The organism is Pseudomonas sp. R76, assembly GCF_009834565.1.
Taxonomy (GTDB): domain Bacteria; phylum Pseudomonadota; class Gammaproteobacteria; order Pseudomonadales; family Pseudomonadaceae; genus Aquipseudomonas.
On the sequence record NZ_CP019428.1, the window covers coordinates 5,676,039 to 5,695,945 of the forward strand.

At 60.3% G+C, this 19,907-nt stretch carries 27 protein-coding genes; 14 read left to right on the forward strand and 13 right to left on the reverse strand.

Annotation, left to right across the window (positions count from 1 at the left end):
• Positions 1 to 43: 43 nt before the first annotated feature.
• Both PspR76_RS25640 and PspR76_RS25645 read right to left on the reverse strand, forming a co-directional pair.
• Positions 44 to 730 carry an LrgB family protein gene (locus tag PspR76_RS25640; RefSeq protein ID WP_159959781.1) on the reverse strand — a complete coding sequence of 229 codons (687 nt, stop codon included), beginning with the start codon at positions 728 to 730 and terminating at the stop codon, positions 44 to 46.
• Positions 720 to 1,106, reverse strand: coding sequence for a CidA/LrgA family protein (locus PspR76_RS25645; protein WP_159959783.1), 387 nt, complete (start codon positions 1,104 to 1,106; stop codon positions 720 to 722). The genes PspR76_RS25640 and PspR76_RS25645 overlap by 11 nt, the downstream gene beginning before the upstream one ends.
• Positions 1,107 to 1,205: 99 nt before the next feature.
• Here PspR76_RS25645 and PspR76_RS25650 point away from each other — a divergent pair, with 99 nt between their 5' ends.
• Positions 1,206 to 2,102 carry a LysR family transcriptional regulator gene (locus tag PspR76_RS25650; RefSeq protein WP_159959785.1) on the forward strand — a complete coding sequence of 299 codons (897 nt, stop codon included), beginning with the start codon at positions 1,206 to 1,208 and terminating at the stop codon, positions 2,100 to 2,102.
• On the opposite strand, the gene PspR76_RS25655 is transcribed toward PspR76_RS25650, so the two are convergent.
• The gene (locus tag PspR76_RS25655) at positions 2,083 to 2,538 is read right to left on the reverse strand and encodes a flavodoxin (protein WP_159959787.1); all 456 of its coding nucleotides are present in this window, start codon (positions 2,536 to 2,538) and stop codon (positions 2,083 to 2,085) included. The two genes, PspR76_RS25650 and PspR76_RS25655, sit on opposite strands and share 20 nt — an antisense overlap.
• 131 nt (positions 2,539 to 2,669) lie before the next feature.
• Between PspR76_RS25655 and PspR76_RS25660 the strand changes: the two genes are divergently transcribed.
• A complete protein-coding gene (locus tag PspR76_RS25660) occupies positions 2,670 to 3,131 on the forward strand; it encodes a PAS domain S-box protein (RefSeq protein WP_159959789.1) in 462 nt (153 codons plus the stop codon).
• Positions 3,132 to 3,195: 64 nt separating this feature from the next.
• Positions 3,196 to 3,801, forward strand: coding sequence for a hypothetical protein (locus tag PspR76_RS25665; protein WP_159959791.1), 606 nt, complete (start codon positions 3,196 to 3,198; stop codon positions 3,799 to 3,801).
• Between the two features lie 2 nt (positions 3,802 to 3,803).
• Here the strand turns inward: PspR76_RS25665 and PspR76_RS25670 are convergent, their stop codons facing one another.
• Positions 3,804 to 4,763 (reverse strand): MerR family transcriptional regulator, encoded by a 960-nt coding sequence (locus PspR76_RS25670; RefSeq protein WP_159959793.1) that lies wholly within the window; start codon positions 4,761 to 4,763, stop codon positions 3,804 to 3,806.
• A gap of 214 nt (positions 4,764 to 4,977) precedes the next feature.
• Between PspR76_RS25670 and PspR76_RS25675 the strand changes: the two genes are divergently transcribed.
• Genes PspR76_RS25675 through PspR76_RS25700 form a run of 6 tightly spaced genes read left to right on the forward strand, consistent with a single transcriptional unit; the run spans position 4,978 to position 7,910 of the window.
• Positions 4,978 to 5,538 carry an antibiotic biosynthesis monooxygenase gene (locus tag PspR76_RS25675; protein ID WP_159959795.1) on the forward strand — a complete coding sequence of 187 codons (561 nt, stop codon included), beginning with the start codon at positions 4,978 to 4,980 and terminating at the stop codon, positions 5,536 to 5,538.
• A gap of 57 nt (positions 5,539 to 5,595) precedes the next feature.
• Positions 5,596 to 6,306, forward strand: a complete 711-nt coding sequence (gene folM / locus PspR76_RS25680) for a dihydromonapterin reductase (RefSeq protein ID WP_159959797.1) — start codon at positions 5,596 to 5,598, stop codon at positions 6,304 to 6,306.
• A gap of 20 nt (positions 6,307 to 6,326) precedes the next feature.
• A complete protein-coding gene (gene folE, locus PspR76_RS25685) occupies positions 6,327 to 6,887 on the forward strand; it encodes a GTP cyclohydrolase I FolE (protein WP_159959799.1) in 561 nt (186 codons plus the stop codon).
• Positions 6,888 to 6,889: 2 nt separating this feature from the next.
• The gene (folX, locus tag PspR76_RS25690; RefSeq protein ID WP_159959801.1) at positions 6,890 to 7,261 is read left to right on the forward strand and encodes a dihydroneopterin triphosphate 2'-epimerase; all 372 of its coding nucleotides are present in this window, start codon (positions 6,890 to 6,892) and stop codon (positions 7,259 to 7,261) included.
• Between the two features lie 21 nt (positions 7,262 to 7,282).
• Entirely contained in the window at positions 7,283 to 7,579 is a 297-nt protein-coding gene (locus tag PspR76_RS25695; RefSeq protein ID WP_065908484.1) for a DUF1244 domain-containing protein, read from the forward strand.
• Positions 7,572 to 7,910, forward strand: a complete 339-nt coding sequence (locus PspR76_RS25700; protein ID WP_159959803.1) for a HopJ type III effector protein — start codon at positions 7,572 to 7,574, stop codon at positions 7,908 to 7,910. Before PspR76_RS25695 ends, PspR76_RS25700 begins: the two co-directional genes overlap by 8 nt.
• Positions 7,911 to 8,095: 185 nt before the next feature.
• On the opposite strand, the gene trxB is transcribed toward PspR76_RS25700, so the two are convergent.
• Positions 8,096 to 9,058: a thioredoxin-disulfide reductase gene (gene trxB, locus PspR76_RS25705; protein ID WP_003194076.1), complete on the reverse strand. Its 963-nt coding sequence runs from the start codon at positions 9,056 to 9,058 to the stop codon at positions 8,096 to 8,098.
• A 286-nt stretch (positions 9,059 to 9,344) separates the two neighbouring features.
• On the opposite strand from trxB, the gene cysZ reads away from it, so the two are divergent.
• Entirely contained in the window at positions 9,345 to 10,109 is a 765-nt protein-coding gene (gene cysZ / locus PspR76_RS25710) for a sulfate transporter CysZ (protein ID WP_159959805.1), read from the forward strand.
• A gap of 54 nt (positions 10,110 to 10,163) precedes the next feature.
• A complete protein-coding gene (locus PspR76_RS25715; RefSeq protein WP_159959807.1) occupies positions 10,164 to 11,366 on the forward strand; it encodes a glycosyltransferase family 4 protein in 1,203 nt (400 codons plus the stop codon).
• Here the strand turns inward: PspR76_RS25715 and PspR76_RS25720 are convergent.
• From PspR76_RS25720 to rplU, 7 genes are all read right to left on the reverse strand, one after another.
• On the reverse strand, positions 11,335 to 12,438 hold the full coding sequence (locus PspR76_RS25720) for an NADH:flavin oxidoreductase (protein ID WP_159959809.1): 1,104 nt from the start codon (positions 12,436 to 12,438) through the stop codon (positions 11,335 to 11,337). The genes PspR76_RS25715 and PspR76_RS25720 overlap by 32 nt on opposite strands.
• A gap of 163 nt (positions 12,439 to 12,601) precedes the next feature.
• Positions 12,602 to 13,084 (reverse strand): glutathione peroxidase, encoded by a 483-nt coding sequence (locus tag PspR76_RS25725; protein WP_159959811.1) that lies wholly within the window; start codon positions 13,082 to 13,084, stop codon positions 12,602 to 12,604.
• Between the two features lie 101 nt (positions 13,085 to 13,185).
• The gene (locus tag PspR76_RS25730; protein ID WP_159959813.1) at positions 13,186 to 13,650 is read right to left on the reverse strand and encodes a CreA family protein; all 465 of its coding nucleotides are present in this window, start codon (positions 13,648 to 13,650) and stop codon (positions 13,186 to 13,188) included.
• A 15-nt stretch (positions 13,651 to 13,665) separates the two neighbouring features.
• The gene (gene proB, locus PspR76_RS25735) at positions 13,666 to 14,784 is read right to left on the reverse strand and encodes a glutamate 5-kinase (protein ID WP_026013771.1); all 1,119 of its coding nucleotides are present in this window, start codon (positions 14,782 to 14,784) and stop codon (positions 13,666 to 13,668) included.
• Positions 14,785 to 14,907: 123 nt separating this feature from the next.
• On the reverse strand, positions 14,908 to 16,131 hold the full coding sequence (gene cgtA, locus PspR76_RS25740; RefSeq protein WP_065883536.1) for an Obg family GTPase CgtA: 1,224 nt from the start codon (positions 16,129 to 16,131) through the stop codon (positions 14,908 to 14,910).
• 193 nt (positions 16,132 to 16,324) lie between these two features.
• Complete coding sequence (rpmA, locus tag PspR76_RS25745; protein WP_003176049.1) at positions 16,325 to 16,582, reverse strand: 50S ribosomal protein L27; 258 nt, start codon at positions 16,580 to 16,582, stop codon at positions 16,325 to 16,327.
• Positions 16,583 to 16,616: 34 nt separating this feature from the next.
• The gene (rplU, locus tag PspR76_RS25750) at positions 16,617 to 16,931 is read right to left on the reverse strand and encodes a 50S ribosomal protein L21 (protein WP_007950961.1); all 315 of its coding nucleotides are present in this window, start codon (positions 16,929 to 16,931) and stop codon (positions 16,617 to 16,619) included.
• Positions 16,932 to 17,170: 239 nt separating this feature from the next.
• Here rplU and PspR76_RS25755 point away from each other — a divergent pair, with 239 nt between their 5' ends.
• The 3 genes from PspR76_RS25755 to PspR76_RS25765 all read left to right on the forward strand — a co-directional run bounded on the left by PspR76_RS25755 (position 17,171) and on the right by PspR76_RS25765 (position 19,068).
• Entirely contained in the window at positions 17,171 to 18,139 is a 969-nt protein-coding gene (locus PspR76_RS25755; RefSeq protein WP_159959816.1) for a polyprenyl synthetase family protein, read from the forward strand.
• Between the two features lie 170 nt (positions 18,140 to 18,309).
• Positions 18,310 to 18,651: a zinc ribbon domain-containing protein YjdM gene (locus PspR76_RS25760; protein WP_017254008.1), complete on the forward strand. Its 342-nt coding sequence runs from the start codon at positions 18,310 to 18,312 to the stop codon at positions 18,649 to 18,651.
• 159 nt (positions 18,652 to 18,810) lie between these two features.
• Positions 18,811 to 19,068 (forward strand): PA4570 family protein, encoded by a 258-nt coding sequence (locus PspR76_RS25765; protein WP_003194088.1) that lies wholly within the window; start codon positions 18,811 to 18,813, stop codon positions 19,066 to 19,068.
• Positions 19,069 to 19,216: 148 nt separating this feature from the next.
• On the opposite strand, the gene PspR76_RS25770 is transcribed toward PspR76_RS25765, so the two are convergent.
• Positions 19,217 to 19,834, reverse strand: coding sequence for an FKBP-type peptidyl-prolyl cis-trans isomerase (locus tag PspR76_RS25770; protein ID WP_159959818.1), 618 nt, complete (start codon positions 19,832 to 19,834; stop codon positions 19,217 to 19,219).
• Between the last annotated feature and the right edge of the window lie 73 nt (positions 19,835 to 19,907).

Consider the following 19,907-nt stretch of genomic DNA (forward strand, 5'->3'; position numbering starts at 1 on the left):
TTGATGACTGAGCGAGTCACCCAAGAGAATAGTCCATGCGGCGTCAGAGAAGCGCCGCCAATAAAGGCACGGCGAACAGGTTGAGCAAGCCCGTCAGCACCATCACCAGCCCCGCCACCGAGCCTTCTTCGCCGCCCACTTCCCGCGCGCGGCTGACACCCGCGCCATGGGCGCCCACACCAAACAATGCACCACGCGCCAAGGGCGTACGCAGCGGCAACCATTTAAGCAGCACGCCGCCGAGCATGGCGCCGAACACGCCGGTGAACATCACAAACACGGCGGTGAGTTCCGGTACGCCACCGAGGTCAGAGGACACCGGCATGGCAAACGGCGTGGTGATCGAACGCGGCAACAACGACATCGTCACCGAACTGTTTAACGCCAGCGCCTTGGCCAACCCGAACGAGGTGCCGATAGAGGCCGCGCTGCCCGCGACCATCCCCAGCAGCAACGCCGACCAATGCCGCGCCAACAGGCGGCGCTGCTGCCAGATCGGCACGGCAAACGCCACGGTCACCGGCCCCAGCACCAGCATCAGCCAATGGGTGTCGGTGGCGTATTCGGCGTAGGCGGTTTTCATCGGCACGGCCACCGCCAGCAATAGCGCGGGCACCAGGATCAACGGCGATAGCAGATAGCGGCCGGTGCGACGATAAATCCAGCGACTGAAGATGTAGGCGCCCAGGGTCAGGGCGAGCCAGAACACTGGCATCAGTTCAAGCTTCACGGCGCATGCTCCAGCGGCAGACCATCTCGACGGTGAACGCCGTCACCAGCATCACCGACAGCGTGCTGAAGCCGATCACCAGCAGGATGCGCCAGCCGTCATTGCGCACCAGGCCGCCGTAATCGAGCAGGCTCATCAGCGCCGGGATAAAGAACAGCAGCATTTCTGCCATCAATACACCGGCGCCCAATTGCAGGGTCGCCGGCTTGACCAGGCCACTGGCGAAGGTCGCCAGCAACAGGCCCAGGCCGACCACGCCGCCGGGAATCGGCCACCCAAACCACACCGACAGTTGAGTGCCGAGCAGGTAGATAGCCAGCAGTACGACCAACTCCGTCAGCAGACGGCCAAGGTGTTTGAAGGTGAAACGTTTCATGAGCTTTGGGTCCTCGCAGGCAACCCATTTTAAAGAGACCGCCCCCATCCCCACAGCGAATTGTTAGACTGCCAACTATTCCAAACTGGAATCGAAGCGATGGAATTCAAACAGCTGCGCAGTTTTGTCGAAGTGATTCACCGCGGCGGCTTTACCCAGGCCGGTAAAACCTTGCACATCAGCCAATCGGCCGTCAGCAAGCAGGTGGCGCAGCTGGAGCAAAGCCTGGGCACACCGCTGCTGGAACGCACGGGCTCGCACATTCGCCTGACGGCCGCTGGCGAGGTGGTCTTGCAGCGCGCCGAGGCCATGTTGCGCCTGCAGACCGAGTTGCTCAGCGAGCTGGATGATATGCAGCAACTGGCCCGCGGCGAACTGCGCCTGGGTCTGCCGCTGTTGGCAGGCGATACATTGTTTGCCGGGCTGTTTGCCGAATACCGCAAGCGTTATCCCAAGGTCACCATTCAACTGCTCGAAGGCGGCAGCCGGACGATCGAGCAGGCGATTCTCAGTGGAGAGTTGGACGTGGGCGGCACCTTGATGCCCAGTGATCCGGCCTTCGCCTGGCAACCGTTTTGCGATGAGCCACTGGACGCCTTGCTGCCGATGGATCATCCATTGGCCGAAAACGCCCATGTGCGCCTGGAGGAATTGGCGGACACACCGTTCCTGATGTACCAGCGCAGTTTTGTCCTCAACGACCGTTTGATGCAGGCCTGTCAGCAATTGGGCTTTACGCCGAAGGAAATTGGCCGCAGCGGCCAGGCGGATTTTCTGGTCGCCCTGGTCGCCGCCGGCCAAGGCGTGGTGCTTTTGCCCAGCGTGGTCGCCCGTGGGCTGGTGCGACCGGGCGTGGTACGCCTCACACTCAAGGCGCCCGACTACCTGCGCTGGGACATTGCCTTTATCTGGCGTGAAGGCGCCTATCTGTCCAAGGCCGCCCAGGCCTGGCTGGCGTTGCTGCGTGAGTTTCCGGTCAACCGCGCAGTGCAGTGACCAGCTCGGCCAGCCACGGCTCGGCGTCGGCTTCCGGGGTGACGCTTTCGCTGGCGTCCAGGCGCAGCATCGGCAGCACTTCGTGTACGCCCAATTCGGCGAACAGCTCGCGCATTTGCTCGCCACCGCCACAGAAAGTGTCGCCGTAGCTGGCGTCGCCCAGGCCGATCACGGCACCGGGCAGGCCGCGCCAGGCGGCGGGCAATTGGTCGCGGATGGTCGAGTACAGGGGTTGCAGGTTGTCGGGAAGTTCGCCCATGCCGGTGGTGGAGGTCACCGCCAGAAAGGCCTCGGGGGCGAAGGCCTGCACGTCGGCCAGGGTCGCGCGAGGGTTGTGCCAGGCTTCAAAACCGGCCGCATTGAGGAGGCCGGCGGCGTGACGGGCAACTTCTTCAGCCGTGCCGTAGACCGAGCCGGAAAGGATGGCGACTTTCATCAATCTGATCCTGTGGTTGAGCGAAAGCGTGGGATATTAGCAGCTGACGCAAATTTTTCAGCGCACACCGTGCAACATTCAACGCTCGCCCTCACTCCAAATTTCCATACCCGGCCATGGACCGCTCGATAATGATCAACGCCAAGCTGATGCAGATGGTCATCAATGCCTCCAACGACGGCATCGTCGTCGCCGAACGAGAAGGCAAAGACAAACCGCTGATCTACGTCAACCCTGCCTTCGAACGGCAGACCGGCTACACCCTCGACGAAATCCTCTATCAGGACTGCCGCTTCCTGCAGGCAGGCGACCGTGACCAGCCGGCACTGATAGCGATTCGTGAGGCGCTCGACAGTGGCGCCTCGTGCCGGGAAATCCTGCGCAACTATCGCAAGGACGGTACGCTGTTCTGGAACGAACTGTCGCTTTCGGCGGTTTATAACGAGGCCGACAAGCAGACGTATTATGTTGGCGTGCAAAAAGATGTCACCGTCCAGGTCAAAGCGCAGCAGCGTGTCACCCAGCTGGAAGCGCAAGTGGCGCAACTTAAAGCGCAATTGGCGGCGCTCAAAACGACGAGCGGAAATAACTAAGTGTAAAAAATGCGGCCTTTAGGGCGATAATGGCTTTTTAATGTCTCATCGTTGAGCTACATCAATGCACCGCGACGCTCTATTGACGCAGGACGAACTGGATTTTATCCAGGACATGCAGCACAACCCGCAGCTCAACCTGCGGGATGCGTGGTCGAGCCTGACCGTCAATGGCGGTGCGCAGATTCGTGATTTGCTCACGCGGCTGGCCGCTCACGACCACGTCACCATCCAGGCGCAGTTCGACAATCAGCAACTCACCTTTCCGCTGCATCTGGTGGAAGACGAGTTTCATGCTGTGCATTTGCGCTTGGGCGTGCCAAGCATTTTTGAAGACGGCCCGATGATTCGGCCTTGGCGGCTGGCGCTTGAAACGCCAGTGGCGCTGGAGAACGTCAGGGGCAACCCGGGCGCTCTTTGGGTGCATGAAGTGTCATTCAAGGGCGTGCTGGTGGAAATTCGCGGCCGGGTCAAACCGCCGAAAACCTTTTCCCTGTGGTTCAGCCCGTCCGGTTACGAGCGCATTGCGCTGCGCGGCTCGCTGGAGCGCGAAACCGCCCGCGGCTTGTTCGCTTACCGCCTGAGCCAGAGTGATGCCGATGAAATCGAGCGCCTGCGCCAGTTCATTCTGCACCAGCACCGTCTGGTTCACCCGCACGTACACGCCTGATTTCAGGTATCCAACTGCCCACTGAGAAACTGCTGCAAGCGCCGTTGCATCAGGCGTCCTTCACTGCCCAGACAGCCGATGGAAGACCCCGCCAGTTCATCCTGGGCCATGTCCGACGCGGCACCGGCAAGGAACAGCGGGCAATCCAGGGTCAACGCCAAGCGGCTCAGGCGCCCTTGCAGGTCCTGAGTTTGTGAGTGGTTGGAGAACACGATCAGCGCCTGGGGCCGGGTCTTTTCACAGACCAGGGTCAACTCATCCAATGGCTGGCCCATCTCCAGCACCCTCACGGCCAAGTCATCCCGACTGATCAACAGCGCCGCCACCAGCAATTCCAATTGACGGCATTCACCGGGCATTGCAGCCAGCACGACCCGCAGCACCGGTGCGGCGCAGGCGTGCTGCAGACGTTGCCTGGCGTGCCCGCGCAGAAACGCATCGAAGAACAACCACTCGCTGGCCTGGCCGAAACGGCCCTGATGGCGGTGCAGCTCATTCCAGAGCGGCATGAGGATGTCTTGAAACGCCACACTGAGCGGGTACATCGAAAAAATCTGGCCGTACACATGTTCAAGCGTTCGATCATCGAAAGCGCTGACGGCCAGCTTCAACCGCGCTTGCCATTGCGGCCACTGCGCGTCCTCGCCGGTGTCTCGTTCAGCGCGCACGGCTGCTGCCTGCTGATCGTCACGAGCGAGAATCTTGCCGACCTTGCTGACGGCCACACCCCGTCCGATCCAATCGAGAATACGCTCGATTGTTTCAATATCGGCTTTGGAGTAGAGGCGGTGCCCGCTTTCGGTGCGCGTGGGCTGAATCAGCCCATAGCGACGTTCCCAGGCGCGCAAGGTGACCGGGTTGACACCTGTCAATCTCGAGACTTCACGGATCGGCAACAGCTCATCGGAATCAGCGAGGTTGCGGTGGGTGATTTCACGAGTAGGAGCAGTAATCTCAGACATCAGCGGCCGGAAACATCCGTGTGGATTTGGATCCCATTTAACGCTTTTAGACTTGTCCTTTTCAAGGCCTGCTCTGTCAGACCAATGTCACTGGCGTATTTTTACAAAACAGGAATAATCCTTGCCTGTTTTTTCTACGTCGCTGCACCACCCCGCAGCCTCGTTCGTGTGCCACCTACCCGGTTCGGCGCACCCGTACATTTGGAGATACACAATGTCTACCTCTCCCGTCACCCTGATGGTTGCGCGCCGCGTGGCCAAAGGGCGCTATGAAGACCTGATGGCCTGGCTGCGCGAAGGCGAGCAACTGGCCACTGACTTTCCCGGTTACCTGGGTTCCGGCGTGCTTGCACCGCCGCCCAATGACGATGAATTCCAGATCATCTTCCGCTTTGCCGACGAAAAAACCCTGCATGCCTGGGAGTTCTCTGCCTCGCGCAGCGCCTGGCTAAGCCGGGGCAGCGAGCTGTTTGCAGACCCGTCCGAGCATCGCGTGAGCGGTATCGATGGCTGGTTCGGCGCCGTGGGTGCACGGCCGCCGCGCTGGAAACAGGCCGTGGCAATCTGGTTGGCGTTTTTCCCGGTGTCGCTGCTGTTCAACTTCGTCCTTGGGCCGCTGCTCAGTGAGCTGGCCCTGGCCCCGCGCGTGCTGGTCAGCACCATGGCGCTCACGCCGCTGATGGTTTACTGGTTCATCCCGCTGTCGACGCACCTGCTGGCGAGCTGGCTGCACCCCGCCCCGCCACCGCGCAAGGTCACCGAAGCCGCCGCTTGAGTACAGGGGCGCCCGGTCGCTGGTATAGTTTCAACCTGCCAGCGACTTGAGCCTCCCATGACTGCAACAGACGCCCCGATCCTGATCACCGGTGCCGGCCAGCGTGTCGGCCTGCACTGCGCCGAGCGCCTGTTGGACGAGGGCCATTCGGTAATTTTCAGCTACCGCAGCAAACGCCCGGGCGTTGACAGACTGCGTGATCGTGGCGCGATCGGCGTGTTTGCCGACTTTTCCAGCGAGGCCGGGATTCTGGCCTTCATCGCCGAGCTGAAAACCCACACCGACAGCCTGCGTGCGATCATCCACAACGCCTCGGCATGGGTCGCAGAAACACTCGGCGATGAAAGCCGCGCGTTTACCGACATGTTCAGCGTGCACATGCTTGCGCCGTACCTGATCAACCTGCATTGTTCACCTTTGCTGCAACGCTCGACACCTGCCGATATCGTGCATATCAGCGACGACGTGGTGCGCAAGGGCAGCCGCCAGCACATTGCCTATTGCGCCACCAAAGCCGGGCTCGACAGCCTCACGCTGTCGTTTGCCGCGCAGTTCGCGCCGCTGATCAAGGTCAACGGTATTGCGCCGGCCATGGTGATGTTCAACGAGGGCGACGACGCGGCTTATCGCGCCAAGGTCCTGGCCAAGTCCGCACTGGGCATCGAGCCCGGGCCCGAGGTGATCTACCAGAGCGTGCGTTACCTGCTGGACAACCCTTATGTCACCGGAACCACCCTGACCGTCAACGGCGGGCGGCATATCAAGTAAGCCGTTTGTGAGGATGTTGTATGACCTTGTCCCTGCCCCAACACTACCGCGAGATCCTCAAAGGCCTGGGCGAAGACCCGGAACGCGAAGGCTTGCTCGACACCCCCAAGCGCGCCGCCAAGGCCATGCAGTACCTGTGTCACGGCTATGAGCAGAACCTGGACGAAATCGTCAACGGCGCGCTGTTCGCCTCCGACAACGACGAGATGGTGATCCTCAAGGACATTGAGCTGTATTCGCTGTGCGAGCACCACCTGCTGCCGTTTATCGGCAAGGCCCATGTGGCCTATATTCCGACCGGCAAGGTGCTGGGCCTGTCGAAGCTGGCGCGCATTGTGGACATGTATGCGCGGCGCCTGCAGATTCAGGAAAATCTCACGCGGCAAATCGCCGATGCTATCCAGCAAGTCACCCAGGCCGCCGGCGTGGCGGTGGTGATCGAAGCCAAGCACATGTGCATGATGATGCGCGGTGTGGAAAAACAGAATTCAACCATGAACACCTCGGTGATGCTCGGCGCCTTCCGCGAGTCGAACACCACGCGCATGGAGTTCCTGCAACTGATTGGACGGAACAAGTAGCAATGCCACAACTTCAACCAGGCATGGCGCGCATCCGGGTCAAGGACCTGTGCCTGCGCACCTTTATTGGCATCAACGAGGACGAGATCCTCAACAAGCAGGACGTGCTGATCAACCTGACCATCCTGTATGCCGCTCAGGATGCGGTGCGCGATAACGACATCGACCACGCGCTGAACTACCGCACCATCACCAAGGCCATCATCGCCCACGTCGAAGGCAACCGCTTCGCCCTGCTGGAGCGCCTGACCCAGGAACTGCTGGACCTGGTGATGAGCAACGAGTCGGTGCTGTACGCCGAAGTCGAAGTGGACAAGCCCCATGCGCTGCGCTTTGCCGACTCGGTTTCCATTACCCTGGCGGCCAGCCGCTAACCCTGAATCTGCGTGAGCCCTATGAACGATCAACAACGCCTCGAACTTGAAGCCGCCGCCTTCCGCCGGCTGGTGGCCCACCTGGACAGCCGCAAGGATGTGCAGAACATCGACCTGATGAACCTCTCGGGCTTCTGCCGTAACTGCTTGTCGAAGTGGTACAAGGCCGAGGCCGACGAGCGCCACATCGAGCTGAGCCTCGATGACGCCCGTGAAGTGGTGTACGGCATGCCGTACGCCGAGTGGAAAGCCCAATACCAGAAAGAAGCCAGCGCCGACCAACAGGCGGCGTTTGCCAAAGGAAAAACCCATGACTGACCTGAACACCCTGCGCACCAGCCTCAACAGCGGCGAACACGTGTTTGCCGACACCTTGGCCTTTGTTGCTGCCGGTTACGACTACCAGCCGCAAGCCTTTACCAATGGCAGCGTGGAGAACGCCGCCGGGCAGAACGAAGGTTCGTGCAAGACCCTGGGCCTCGCGCTGCTGGAAGGTCTGAGCGACCAGGAAGCGCTGCTGGCGTTTGGTGAGCATTATCGCTCGGTGGTGGCAACGCCTGAGGGCAGTGACCATGGCAATATTCGGGCGTTGATCCAACATGGATTGGCCGGTGTGAGATTCAGTCAGCAGCCTCTGACCCGCCGCTGATTCAATGTGATAACCCGGTTAATGTGGGAGCCGGGCTTGCCCGCGATGACGGTGGTGACTGACACATCGCTATCGCAGGCAAGCCAGCTCCCACAGTGATTGGGTTAACACATCGCAATTGTGGCGCTGATTAACCCCAGCGCATAAAAAAACCGGCCTCAGCCGGTTTTTTCATTTCAACGGGTTTAGAACGAAGCGTCCTTCAAACCGTCGAGGTAACGCTCGGCATCCAGGGCCGCCATGCAACCGGCGCCGGCCGAGGTGATGGCCTGGCGGTAGACGTGGTCTGCGACGTCACCGGCGGCAAAGATGCCTTCGATGTTGGTCGCGGTGGCGTTGCCTTCACGGCCGCCTTGCACCACCAGGTAGCCGTCTTTGGCTTCCAGCACGCCTTCGAACAGCGAGGTGTTCGGGGTGTGGCCGATGGCGATGAACACGCCGTCGACTTTCAGCTCGTCGAAGCTGCCGTCGTTGTTTTTCAGGCGAGCACCGGTCACGCCCATGTTGTCGCCCAGGACTTCGTCGAGGGTGGCGTTGAGCTTGAGGATGATCTTGCCTTCAGCGACACGGGCGTGCAGCTTGTCGATCAGGATCTTCTCGGCGCGGAAGGTCTCGCGGCGGTGAACCAGGGTCACGGTGCTGGCGATGTTGGCCAGGTACAGCGCTTCTTCCACGGCAGTGTTGCCGCCACCGACCACGGCGACCGGCTTATTGCGATAGAAGAAACCGTCGCAGGTCGCGCAGGCGGAAACGCCCTTGCCCATGAACGCTTCTTCCGACGGCAGGCCCAGGTAACGGGCGCTGGCGCCGGTGGCGATGATCAGTGCGTCACAGGTGTAGACGCCGCTGTCGCCGGTCAGGCTGTAAGGCTTTTTCGAGAAGTCGACTTTGTTGATGTGGTCAAAGACGATCTCGGTTTCAAAGCGCTCGGCGTGTTCTTTCATACGCTCCATCAGCACCGGGCCGGTCAGGCCGTGGACATCGCCCGGCCAGTTGTCGACTTCAGTGGTGGTGGTCAACTGACCGCCCGCCTGCATGCCGGTGATCAACAGCGGCTTGAGGTTGGCCCGCGCAGCGTAGACGGCAGCGCTGTAACCGGCAGGGCCGGAACCGAGAATAATCACTCGCGAATGACGGGTATCAGACATGACTCACTCCTATCGACCGCCCGGACAACACAGGACGGCTGGAATAAAAAAGGACCGCGAAGCACTTGGGGAAGTGCTTGAACTCGCAGGCCCTGAAAAATAATGGGTGCAGCGTATCGAGGGGGGCAAGATTAAGGAAATACGGAATAACAATCCAGCTCATAGGTGGTCTCTATGCAGTCCACCCGATTAATCGACGCCATTGTTACCATAGATGTCGCCGCTTCCGCACTGAATGCAAAGTCGGTAAGGTCGGCGCGTTCGCCCTTTTTGCTCGGAGTTCTCCATGCCCGCCCCTGCTCTTTCCGGCCCGCAATACCTGCGTGAAGGCCTCAAGCTGGTGCTCAGCCCAGGCCTGCGCCTGTTTGTGCTGTTGCCACTGGCAATCAACCTGGTGCTGTTCGTCGGTTTGATCTACTTCGCCGGCCATCAGTTCAGCCTGTGGGTCGACACCTTGATGCCAACGCTGCCGGGCTGGCTGAGTTTTCTCAGCTACATCCTGTGGCCACTGTTCGTGGTGCTGGTGGTGCTGATGGTGTTTTTCACTTTCACCATGCTGGCGAATATCATCGCCGCGCCGTTCAACGGCTTTCTCGCGGAAAAAGTCGAAGTGGTGGTGCGTGGCACCGACGACTTCCCGCCGTTCAGCTGGGGTGAATTGGTGGCGATGGTGCCGCGCACACTGGCGCGGGAAATGCGCAAGCTGGGCTACTTCCTGCCCCGCGCCATTGGCCTGTTTATCCTGTCGTTCATTCCGGTGGTCAACCTGGTCGCCGCGCCGCTATGGCTGCTGTTCGGCGTGTGGATGATGGCGATCCAGTACATCGACTACCCGGCCGACAACCACAAGCTGGGCTGGAACGAAATGCTCGCCTGGCTGCGCCAGAAGCGCTGGCAGAGCATGAGCTTCGGTGGGATTGTTTACCTGGTGTTGCTGGTGCCAGTGGTCAACCTGTTGATGATGCCCGCAGCGGTGGCCGGGGCTACGTTATTCTGGGTGCGCGAACAAGGCGCCGAGGCCATGGCGACGCAGAAACTGACCAAGTCATAAATCCATCATGCCGATGACACAATGACGACATGGCCCACGGTGACACTGTGGGTCATGACGACAGCCTCGCTTCACATCACTTTGATTACCGAAACCTTCCCGCCAGAGATCAACGGGGTGGCCAATACCCTTGGCCGCCTGTGTGAGGGTTTGCGCGCGCGCGGCCATCAGGTCGAGTTGGTGCGCCCACGCCAGGGCAGCGATCAAAGCCGCCCCAGCGACGACGCCTTATTACTGTGCCGTGGCTGGCCGCTGCCGGGCTACCCGGGCCTGCAGTGGGGCCAGTCGTCGATGCACAAGTTGCTACGGCGCTGGACCCGCCAGCGCCCCGACGTGCTGTACATCGCCACCGAAGGGCCGCTGGGCCTGTCGGCGTTGCGTGCGGCGCGGCGCCTGGGGATCAGCGTGGTCAGTGGCTTCCACACCAACTTCCAGCAGTACTCGAACCAATACGGTCTGAGCCTGCTCAGCCGCATGGTCACGCACTACCTGCGCTGGTTTCATAACCGCTCGACATTGACGTTGGTCCCCAGCACCAGCCAACGCCTGGAGTTGGAACGTCGGCAATTCGAGCGCTTGGGGATGCTGGCGCGTGGGGTCGACAGCCAGTTGTTTCACCCTGCCAAACGCGACAACGCACTGCGTGAAAGCTGGGCGCTGAACAGTGAGCAAATCGCCGTGCTGCATGTCGGCCGACTGGCGCAGGAGAAGAACCTGGGGCTGCTCAAGCGCTGTTTCGAGACCTTGCAAGACACCTATCCACTGCGCCAGATGAAGCTGATCATCGTCGGCGACGGCCCACAACGGGCGATGCTGGAAAAGGAACTGCCCGAGGCGATATTCTGCGGCACCTTGCGCGGCGAAGAACTGGCCCGGCATTACGCGTCTGGCGACGTGTTCCTGTTCCCCAGCCTGACCGAAACCTTCGGCAATGTGGTGCTGGAAGCCATGGCCTCGGGATTGGGGGTGGTGGCCTACGACCAGGCGGCCGCGACCCAGCACATTCGCCATGGTTACAACGGCGTGCTGGCGATGCCGGGCGATGAAGAGGCGTTTTGCGACGCTGCCAATTGGCTGCTGGAAGATGCAGAAAGTTTGCGCCGTATGCGCCTCAATGCCCGCCAACACGCGAGCCGCCAGGGCTGGCCGGCGATTATCGAGCAGTTTGAACGGCAGTTACGCGGGGTGTGCAAGGACGGCCACCCAGTGCCCGCCCTTTCGCCCCTTACACCAGGGTCGTCAACGCCTCACGACTGAACGGCAGGATGTCGCCCTCGCGACCTTCGCGCACCTTCAGCGCCCAATCCGGGTCCACCAGCAGCGCACGGCCTACGGCAACCAGGTCGAACTCGTCGTTGTTCAGGCGCTCCAGCAGTTTTTCCAGGCTGGCCGGTTGTGCGACCTTGTCAGTGTTGACCATAAATTGCAGGAACTCGCCGTCCAGGCCGACGCTGCCGACGGTGATGGTCGGCTTGCCGGTGAGCTGGCGGGTCCAGCCGGCCAGGTTGAGGTCGGAGCCTTCGAACTCCGGCTCCCAGAAACGGCGAGTGGAGCAGTGGAAAATATCCACGCCAGCGTCGGACAACGGCTTGAGGAATTCGCCCAAGGCTTCCGGGGTTTGCACCAGGCGTGCGGTGTAGTCCTGCTGCTTCCACTGCGAGAAACGCAGGATGATCGGGAAGTCCGGGCCTACGGCGGCGCGAGTGGCCTGGATCAGCTCGATGGCAAACCGCGAACGGTTGGCCAGGCTGCCACCGTATTCGTCGGTGCGCTGGTTGGTGCCTTCCCAGAAAAACTGGTCGACCAGGTAACCGTGAGCGCCGTGGATTTCCACGCCGTCCATGCCGATGCTCTGGGCATCCTTGGCGGCTTGGGCGAAGGCGTTGATCACATCCTGGATGTCTTGGGTGGTCATGCCGTGCACGACCACCTTGCCATCCTTGAGTTTCTCCATAGGGCCGTAGGCCGGAACGCTGGCGTCAGGCTCAGTGCCGATACGGCGCACGCTGCCCACGTGCCACAGTTGCGGGACAATCTTGCCGCCCTCTGCGTGCACGGCGTCGACCACTTTCTTCCAGCCGGCCAGCGCGGCCTCACCGTAAAAATGCGGGACGTTCGGGTAGCCATTGGAGGCTTGATGGCCTACCACGGTGCCTTCGGTGATGATCAGGCCCACGCCGGCAGCGGCGCGTCGACGGTAGTACTCGATGACTTTGGAATTGGGTACGCCACCCGGTGAGAACGAACGAGTCATCGGCGCCATGACCACGCGGGTCGAAAGCTGCAGTGCGCCGAGCTGGAAGGGTTTGAACAAGGCTTGGACAGGCATGGGAGCACTCCACATCAGAGGGATTTATGATGTGGATAATATTGTCAGTGCGAAGTCCTGAGTAGCACTATTGATCTGGGTGATTAAGGGGTAGTAGTCGCGAGGGACTTGGGACTGCTGCGCAGCCCAGCGCAAGCAAGCTCCCTCGCCACAGGGGGCCAATTCAGCTCAGGGCTTTTTCAATGGCCTGGATAATCGTCAGATCATCTGGTGCGGTACGTGGGGAGAATCGCGCCAGCACGCGGCCATCTTTGCCGAGCAGGAATTTCTCGAAATTCCAGGTGATATCCCCCGGAAATTCCGCGCCCTCGCCCGCCAGCAAACGATACAACTGATGACGATCGTGGCCGTTAACGTCGAGCTTGCTGCCCAACGGGAACGTTACGCCATAGTTCAGGCTGCAGAATTGCTGGATTTCTTCTTCGGTGCCCGGCTCCTGACCCGCAAACTGGTTGCACGGCAGCCCCAGCACGGTAAAACCCTGGCCCTTGTATTGCTGGTAGAGGTTTTCCAACGCCGCGTATTGCGGGGTCAAGCCACATTTGGAGGCCACGTTGACCACCAGCACCACTTGCCCCTTGAAGGGCGCCAGCGGCAGCTCTTGTCCGTCCAAAGCTTTGAGTTTCAGGTCGTGGAAAGCACTCATGACGAACTCCAGATATCCCATGTTCTTCGCATTGCGACCGTTCGAGATTACAGACCGCAAGCCTGCAATCATAGACGCCGATTACAAAACTCGCCTGCAGACTACTGAGCGGTCGGCCAAGGCAAAATCGGAATCGCGGTAACCGCGTTTTGCGGGCTGCCTTCGATCAAGCGGTCGCTGTAGACCAGGTAAACCAGGGTATTGCGCTTCTTGTCGAGAAAACGCACCACCTGCATGGTCTTGAACACCAGCGAGGTGCGCTCCTTGAACACTTCGTCGCCGTCCTTGAGCTCGCCTTTGAAATGGATCGGGCCGACCTGACGGCAGGCAATCGAGGCCTCGGCGCGATCTTCGGCCAGGCCCAGCCCGCCTTTCACGCCGCCCGTCTTGGCGCGTGACAGGTAGCAGGTCACGCCGTCGACCTTGGGGTCATCAAACGCCTCGACCACGATTCGGTCGTTGGGGCCGACAAATTTGAACACCGTCGACACCTGGCCAATCTCTTCGGCCGAGGCCAGCAGTGGCAGGGCCAGCAACAGGCCGAGTAAACCTTTTATGACGCGCATCGTGTATTCCTTTGTTTAGACCAGGATCAGGTTATCGCGGTGAACCAGTTCCGGTTCAGCCATGTAACCTAATAGTCCGACAATCGCGTCAGACGATTGTCCAATGATTTTCTGTGCTTCAAGCGCGCTGTAGTTGGCCAGGCCACGGGCGATCTCACGACCGTCGGGCGCCACACACACCACCATCTCACCACGGCGGAAGCTGCCCTGCACCAACTTGACGCCGACCGGCAGCAAGCTCTTGTTACCTTGGGACAACGCCGACACGGCGCCATCGTCCAACACCAATGTGCCGCGGGTTTGCAGATGCCCGGCCAGCCACTGCTTGCGCGCCGCGAGCATGCCGCGTTCCGGCGACAGCAGCGTACCGATACGCTCACCCGCCTTAAGGCGATCCAGCACACGCTCCAGGCGCCCACCGACGATGATGGTGTGCGCGCCGGAACGCGCAGCCAGGCGCGCGGCGCGCAGCTTGGTCTGCATGCCGCCACGCCCCAGGGCGCCGCCAACGCTGCCGGCCACGGCATCCAGCGCCGGGTCATCGGCGCGCGCTTCGTAGATCAGCTGGGCGTCGGGGTTGTTGCGTGGGTCGGCGTCGAACATGCCGTCGCGGTCGGTCAGAATCACCAGCAGGTCGGCTTCCACCAGGTTGGCCACCAGCGCAGCCAGGGTGTCGTTGTCGCCGAAGCGGATTTCGTCGGTGACCACCGTGTCATTTTCGTTGATCACCGGGATAACCTTGAGCTCGACCAACGCGCGCAAGGTGCTGCGGGCGTTGAGGTAGCGCTTGCGGTCGGACAGGTCGTCGTGGGTCAGCAGGATCTGCGCCGTATGGCGGCCGTGCTCGGCAAAGCTGGATTCCCAGGCTTGCACCAGGCCCATCTGGCCGATGGCGGCGGCGGCTTGCAGTTCGTGCATCGCGCTGGGTCGCGCGGTCCAGCCGAGGCGGCTCATCCCGGCGGCAACTGCCCCGGACGACACCAGCACCAACTCGACACCGGCCTCATGCAAGGCCACCATCTGCTCGACCCACACGCTCATGGCTGCGCGATCCAGACCTTTGCCGTCCGCCGTCAGCAGCGCACTGCCGATCTTCACGACCCAGCGCTGCGCACCTGTCACTTTGCTCCGCATCATCTTCAACCTTAGATTGAGGGCAGCGCGACCCAGCGCCGCCCATAACGTTATTAGTGACTACGTATATCCAGATACCAAAACGCCGCTCCAGAGAGCGGCGTTTAAGTTTATCGCAACCGATCAGTCGCGCACGTAAATGATTTCCGGACCGTCTTCATCATCCACGTCTTCTTCGTCCCAATCATCGTCGCCGATGTCATGGACAGACTTCACGCCGCTGCGACGCAGGGCACGCTGGTCGTCCAGGGCTTGCAGCTGGGCGCGGGCTTCGTCTTCGATCTGCTGATCGAGTTCGGCCAGTTCTGCCTTGAATACCGGGTCAGCGGCCAGGCGGTCGGCGCGGTCTTCGAGGTAGCGCATGATGTCGCGGGTCAGGCGCTCGGTGCCTTCTTTGGCGATGGCCGAGATCACGTAGACCGGACCTTCCCACTCCAGGCGGTCGACGATTTCCTTGACGCGTTCTTCGTGCTCTTCTTCGAGGATCTGGTCGCACTTGTTCAGCACCAACCAGCGATCACGCTCGGCCAGGGCCGGGCTGAACTTGGTCAGCTCGCTGACGATCACTTCGGCAGCGTCCGCTGCACTGGTGTCATCCAGCGGCGCCATGTCGACGAGGTGCAGCAGCAAACGGGTACGCGACAAGTGCTTGAGGAAGCGAATCCCCAGGCCTGCACCGTCGGAAGCACCTTCGATCAGGCCGGGAATGTCGGCGATCACGAAGCTTTTCCAGCGGTCGACGCTGACCACGCCCAGGTTTGGCACCAAGGTAGTGAACGGGTAGTCGGCGACTTTCGGCTTGGCGGCCGAGACCGAACGGATGAATGTACTTTTGCCGGCGTTCGGCAGGCCCAACAGGCCAACGTCAGCAAGTACTTTCATTTCCAGCTTCAGGTCACGCTGCTCGCCCGGCTTGCCCGGCGTGGTCTGGCGTGGCGCGCGGTTGGTACTGGACTTGAATCGGGTGTTACCCAGACCGTGCCAGCCGCCCTGCACAACCATCAGCTTCTGGCCGGCCTTGGTCAGGTCGCCAATCACTTCCTGGGTAGCGGAATCGATGATCGTGGTGCCGACCGGTACGCGCAGTACCAGGTCTTCGCCTTTTTTACCGGTGCAGTCGGTGCTGCCGCCGTTGGAGCCACGCTCGGCATCGAAGTGCCGGGTGTAACGGTAGTCGACCAGGGTGTTGAGGTTTTCGTCGGCCATCATGTAGATGGAGCCGCCGTCACCGCCGTCACCGCCGTTGGGGCCACCGTTCTCGATGAATTTTTCGCGACGGAAACTCATGCAACCGTTACCGCCGTCGCCTGCTTTTACTCGGATGGAAACTTCATCAACGAACTTCATAACAAAACGCCTCTCGTCGCATGGACGAGCTTAAGAAACCAAGACATAAGACTCTTGCAAAAATGAGCGCAGCGACCTCAAACAACAACCGCCTATCCAGCGCTTGAGCTCATTACAAACAGCTTTGCAAGAGACTCACTCCACAAACGAAAAAGCCCCGTCGCGAGACAGGGCTTTTCCAGCGATCGCGCAATTAAGCGGCGACAACGCTCACGTAACGGCGGTTGAACGCGCCTTTTACTTCAAACTTGATCACGCCTTCGATTTTAGCGAAGAGGGTGTGATCTTTACCCATGCCAACACCGTAACCGGCGTGGAATTGGGTGCCGCGCTGACGCACGATGATGTTGCCCGGAATGATTTTCTGGCCGCCATACATCTTCACGCCAAGGCGTTTGGCTTCTGAGTCGCGACCGTTACGGGTACTACCACCAGCTTTTTTGTGTGCCATGAGTCAATTCTCCTAGTGAGGAATTAGGCTGAAATTAAGCCTGAATACCGGTGATTTTGATCTCGGTGTACCACTGGCGGTGGCCCATACGCTTCATGTGGTGCTTACGACGACGGAACTTGATGATGCGGACTTTATCGTGACGACCTTGGGAGATCACTTCAGCCACAACGGTAGCGCCAGCAACAACTGGAGCGCCGATGTTCACGTCATCGCCATTGGCGACCAACAGAACGCGATCAAAGGTAACGGATTCGCCAGTAGCGACTTCCAGTTTTTCGATCTTCAGGTATTCACCTGGGGCGACCTTGTATTGCTTGCCACCAGTAACAATTACTGCGTACGACATGGTATTTCTCCGATAATCCTGCTCACCCAGCGCTTTATAAGAAGAGGTATTGGCTGGCATGGCTGCATGGGATGGACGTCCCGAATGCAATTGCGTAAGGCAGGTGCTGCCCAGGAAGTTCAGGGTGCGCGATTGTACGCAAGGTAAATGGGTGATGCAAGTGGCCGTCTATCGCGCCTTGACAGTGCCGGGCCTGAGTCCTAGCATGCCGCGCAACCCTTCTGGAGCGACTGTCGCTGATGCAACCCCAAGCTTTCTACCGCGCGGTCGCGGACGATTTTAGCGCCGTCGACGGCATCATCAAGCAGCAGCTGACGTCTAAAGTGCCGCTGGTCTCCAAAATTGGCGACTATATTACGTCGGCGGGCGGCAAACGCCTGCGTCCTTTATTAGTGTTGCTGTGTGGCAAAGCCCTGGGCCGCGAAGGCGATGACCTGCGCCTGCTGGCCGCCACTATCGAATTTTTGCACACCGCCACCTTGCTGCATGACGACGTGGTCGACATGTCCGGCATGCGCCGTGGTCGCGAGACGGCCAATGCGATGTGGGGCAACGCCCCCAGCGTACTGGTGGGCGATTTCCTGTACTCGCGCTCGTTCGAAATGATGGTCGAGCTGGGCTCGATGCCGGTAATGAAGATTCTTTCACAAGCCACGCGCATCATCGCCGAGGGCGAAGTGTTGCAGCTGTCGAAGGTCCGCGACGCCAGCACCACCGAAGAAACCTACATGGAAGTGATTCGCGGCAAAACCGCGATGCTCTTCGAGGCCTCGACCCACAGTGCCGCTGCCTTGTGTGGCGCGACTGTCGAACAGTCCGAAGCCCTGCGCACCTTTGGCGATCACCTGGGTGTGGCGTTCCAACTGGTCGACGACCTGCTCGACTATAAGGGCGACGCCGAGACTCTGGGCAAGAACGTCGGCGACGACCTGGCCGAAGGCAAACCAACGCTGCCGCTGATCTACACCATGCGCGAAGGCACGCCGGAACAGGCTGCCCTGGTGCGCAAGGCGATCCAGAAAGGCGGGATCGAAGACCTGGAAGCCATCCGCGCAGCCGTGGAAGCCTCCGGCTCCCTGGAATACACCGCGCAACTGGCGCGTGACTATGTGGCCCGCGCCATCAAGTGCCTCGATGCCCTGCCTGCCAGCGAATACCGCGATGCGCTGGTTGAGTTGAGTGAGTTTGCGGTCGCGCGTACTCACTGATTCCACGCTGAATAATGTGGGAGCTGGCTCGCCTGCGATGACTGTAGTGAACTCACTACCGCTATCGCAGGCAAGCCAGCTCCCACATTGCACCGAGTCCCCGCCCCTCTCTTGCAATAAACCTTATATAATGTGCGACTTTTAGCCATCCTGACTTTCAAGGAGCTTTAGTGAGCACGTTGCCACCCTGCCCGAAATGCAATTCCGAATACACCTACGAAGACGGCGCCCAGCTGATCTGCCCGGAATGCGCCCATGAGTGGTCCGCCAATGGCGAGGCCGAAGCAGCCGGCGATGAAACCGTGAAGAAAGACTCTGTAGGCAACGTCCTGCAAGACGGCGACACCATCACTGTCATCAAAGACCTCAAGGTCAAAGGCACGTCCCTGGTGGTCAAGGTCGGCACCAAGGTCAAGAACATCCGCCTGTGCGACGGCGACCACGATATCGATTGCAAGATCGACGGTATCGGCCCGATGAAACTCAAGTCCGAGTTCGTCCGTAAAGTCTGATTCTGCTGCATCCATCCCGCGCCCGCCGCGGGATGGCGTTTCGCCCTCCCCGTTGATCGAACGCAATATCCACACAGAAAAACCTGGAAACCGCCAATAGGCACTTGCTATTCTACGAATAAGAATTATTCTCATTGAAACTTATCAAGGAGAACGACCATGACTTATTTGATAGATGCCTGGCTGGACCGGCCACACCCTTACCTGCGAATCCTGCATCGGGAAACCGGGGAAGTCTGCGCGGTGCTGGAAGAAGAAGCGTTGAATGAACTGCAGGACCAGGGCGACCTGGACGTCAACGGCCTGAGTTCGAGTGAGCCTGGCGTGCTGAAGGAAGTAGTGCGCAACCTGTTTCTGTTCTGCTATGCCCGAGCGTTGCGCCCGGCCACGGAGTTGAATGGCAAGTTCCATCCATGAATGACCACGCGAAGCCTGAATGCACCCGCTCTATGTGGGAGCTGGCTTGCCTGCGATAGCATCAACTCGGTAGGAATTTAGACCGAGTCGTCTGCATCGCGGGCAAGCCCGGCTCCCACATAAGGCCAGGTGCAACCATCAGCAGGTCTTACAGAACGTCAAGCAGCTCGACGTCGAACACCAGAACGCTGTGCGGCGGAATGCTGCCAACGCCTTGAGCGCCGTAAGCCAGTTCGCTCGGCACGTACAGACGCCATTTGCTGCCGGCATTCATCAGTTGCAGGGCTTCGGTCCAGCCGGCGATCACGCCGCCAACCGGGAATTCTGCAGGCTGGCCGCGCTCGTAGGAGCTGTCGAACACAGTGCCGTCGATCAGGGTGCCGTGGTAGTGGGTACGCACTTGGTCTTCACGGGTCGGCTTGGCGCCGCTACCCGCAGTCAGCACTTCAAATTGCAGGCCGGAAGCCAGGGTGGTGATGCCGTCACGCTTGGCGTTTTCAGCCAGGAACGCCAGGCCAGCGCCAGCAGCCGCTTCAGCCTTGGCAGCCGCTTCGGCTTGCATGATTTCGCGGATAACTTTGAAGCTGGCCGCCATTTGCTCTTGGTCAACGCGGCTTGGTTTGCCTGCGAACGCGTCGGTCAGGCCGGCCAGGATCGCATCAATGCTCACGCCCGGTGGCGGGTTGTCGCGCAGTTGGTCGCCCAACTGACGGCCGATACCGTAGCTGACGCGGGTTTCGTCGGTGGACAGATTAACTTCGGACATAAAGAGGCTCCGCTGTAGGACAACACGATTTCCCGTGCCATCCAAAACTAAAAGGGCCAGCAGACTAGCACAC